Source organism: Pseudoroseomonas cervicalis ATCC 49957, from assembly GCF_000164635.1.
GTDB lineage: Bacteria > Pseudomonadota > Alphaproteobacteria > Acetobacterales > Acetobacteraceae > Pseudoroseomonas > Pseudoroseomonas cervicalis.
Genome location: NZ_GG770778.1, coordinates 108907 through 111762, shown reverse-complemented (window position 1 = coordinate 111762; position 2856 = coordinate 108907). Strand labels below are relative to the sequence as shown.

The 2856-nt window shown below is 73.4% G+C and carries 2 protein-coding genes; both read left to right on the top strand.

What is annotated here, in order from left to right:
• Positions 1-145 precede the first annotated feature (145 nt).
• Positions 146-1807, top strand: coding sequence for a glucose-6-phosphate isomerase (pgi, locus tag HMPREF0731_RS07865; protein WP_007003541.1), 1662 nt, complete (start codon positions 146-148; stop codon positions 1805-1807).
• Positions 1808-1861: 54 nt separating this feature from the next.
• On the top strand, positions 1862-2856 hold a 995-nt coding region (gene mutL, locus HMPREF0731_RS07860; protein WP_007003540.1), incomplete at its 3' end, for a DNA mismatch repair endonuclease MutL.

Here is a 2856-nt window from a genome sequence, read left to right as displayed (position 1 = left end):
CGGCCGCCGAGGCCCCGGCGCCGCCGGGGGTCGCGGTGCCGCCCGCCATCCGGCCGGGCGGTGATCCGTCCTCTCCGCCAGGGGCCTTGCCGTTTGCGGCGGGGCCTCTAGCCTGCGGCGCTTACGCCGTGAGGGGGATGACGGGATGACCACAGCGCGCGAGACGGCCTGGAAGCGGGTCGAGGATTTGGCGCGCCGGCCCGGGGCGGGGGCGATCCGCGCCCTGTTCGCCGCCGATCCGCAGCGCTTCGAGCGCTTCCACCGCGAGGCCTGCGGCATCCTGCTCGACCTCTCCAAGACCTCGATCGACGACCAGGCGATGGCGGCGCTGCTGGAACTCGCCCATGCCTGCGACGTGCTGCCGCGCCGCGACGCCATGGCCGCCGGCGAGATCGTCAACACCACCGAGCAGCGCGCCGTGCTGCACATGGCGCTGCGCGCGCCGCGCGGCGCCGGCTACCGCGCCCGCCTGCCGGAAGGCGACACCGAGGACGCCTCCGCCTCGGTGGACGAGACGCTGGCGGCGATGAAGCGCTTCACCCGCGCCATCCATCGCGGCGAGATCCGCGGCGCGACGGGCGAGACCTTCACCGATGTCATCAACATCGGCATCGGCGGCTCCGACCTCGGCCCCTACATGATCGGGCGCGCGCTGTGGAACGCCCGCTCGCCGATGCGGCCGCTCTACCTGGCCAATGCCGACGCGCACAACTGGGAGGCGATCCGCCCCCGGCTGAACCCGCACCGGACCCTGGTGCTGATCGCGTCCAAGACCTTCACCACCGCCGAGACCATGGCCAATGCCCGCATCGTGCGCGGCTGGCTGGAGCAGAATCTGGGCGAGGTCGGCGCCCGCCGCCACCTCGTGGCGCTGTCCACCAACCACGAGGCGACGGCGGCCTTCGGCGTGCCGCAGGAGCGGGTCTTCGGCTTCCATGACTGGGTGGGGGGGCGCTTCTCCCTGTGGTCGGCGATCGGGCTCTCCATCGCGCTGTCCTGCGGCTGGACCGCCTTCTCCCAGCTGCTGGCCGGCGCCCGCGCCATGGACGAGCACTTCCTGCACGCGCCGCCGGAGCGCAACCTGCCGCTGCTGCTGGCGCTGACCACCATCTGGCACGTCAACGGGCTCGGCCTGCGCAGCCAGGCCATCCTGCCCTATGACCACCGCCTCTCCCGCTTCCCGGCGCATCTGCAGCAGCTGGAGATGGAGAGCCTGGGCAAGAGCGTCACGCTGGACGGCCACAAGGTGACGCGCGAGACCGGCCCGGTGATCTTCGGCGAGCCCGGCACCAACGCGCAGCATTCCTTCATGCAGCTGCTGCACCAGGGCACCACGCCGGTGCCGGCGGATTTCGTCCTCGTCGCCAATCCCGACCACCCCTTCGCCGAGAATCACCGCCTGCTGCTCTCCAACGGCCTGGCCCAGGCCGAGGCCCTGCTGCGCGGCCGCTCGACCGAGGAGGTGGAGCAGGAGATGCGCGCCGCCGGCGTCGGTGAGGCGGAGATCCGCCGCCTGCTGCCGCACCGCCTCTTCCCCGGCGACCGGCCCAGCACGACCCTGCTGCTCGACAAGCTCGACCCCGCCTCGCTCGGCGCGCTGGTGGCGCTCTACGAACACAAGGTGTTCTGCCTGGGCGCGCTGTGGGATATCGACGCCTTCGACCAATGGGGCGTCGAGCTGGGCAAGCAGCTCGCCAAGTCGATCCTGCCGGAGCTGGAGCCGGAGGGAACCATGGGCCGCCACGACCCCTCCACCGCCGGGCTGATCACCCGCATCCGCGACCTGCAGCACGCCTCCGCCGATTGAGGCCCGGGGCGCCTCCCCTGGCGGAACGGGGGGGGAGAGCGCTACATCCAGGCCATGGACCGCATCCGCCTGCTTTCCGCCACGACCGCCGACCGCATCGCGGCCGGCGAGGTGGTCGAGCGCCCCGCCGCCGCCGTCAAGGAGCTGGTGGAGAACGCGCTGGATGCCGGCGCCACCCAGGTCTTCGTTGCGCTGGAGGGTGGCGGCGTCAGCCGCATCCTGGTCGAGGATGACGGCCAGGGCATGAGCCCGGCCGATCTGGCGCTGTGCATCGAGCGCCACGCCACCTCCAAGCTGCCGGAGGAGGCGGCGCTGTTCCGCATCGCCACGCTGGGCTTCCGCGGCGAGGCGCTGCCCTCGATCGGCGCCGTGGCGCGGCTGACCCTGACCAGCCGCGTGCCCGGCGGCGAGGCCTTCCGCATCGATGTCGAGGGCGGCGCCAAGAGCGAGATCCGCCCCGCCGCCGGCGCGCCGGGCACAAGGGTCGAGGTGCGCGACCTGTTCTACGCCACCCCGGCGCGGCGCAAATTCCTCAAGACCCCGGCGACCGAATCCGGCCATGCGGTGGAGGCGGTGAAGCGCCTGGCGCTGGCCTGGCCGGAGGTCGGCTTCCGCATGGAGGTGGAGGGGCGGACGGTGCTGAACCTGGCCGCCAGCGACCGCCGCACCCGGCTCGACGCGCTGCTCGGCCCGGAGTTTGCCCGCGCCGCCGTCACCGTCTCCGGCGGGCGGGAGGAGCTGGCGCTGCAGGGCTTCGCTGGCCTGCCCACCCTGACCCGCGCCACCGCCTCGGAACAGCATCTGGTGGTCAATCGCCGCCCCGTGCGCGACCCGCTGCTGCGCGCCGCCCTGCGCGTCGCCTATCGCGACCTGATCGCCCCCGGCCGCCACCCCGTCGCCGCCCTGTTCCTGGAGCTGCCGCCCGAGCTGGTGGATGTGAACGTCCACCCGATGAAGACCGAGCTGCGCTTCCGCGACGCCGCCGCGGTGCGCGGCGCGCTGATCTCGGCGCTGCGCCGGGCGCTGGCCATCGGCGCCGCCGACGCCCC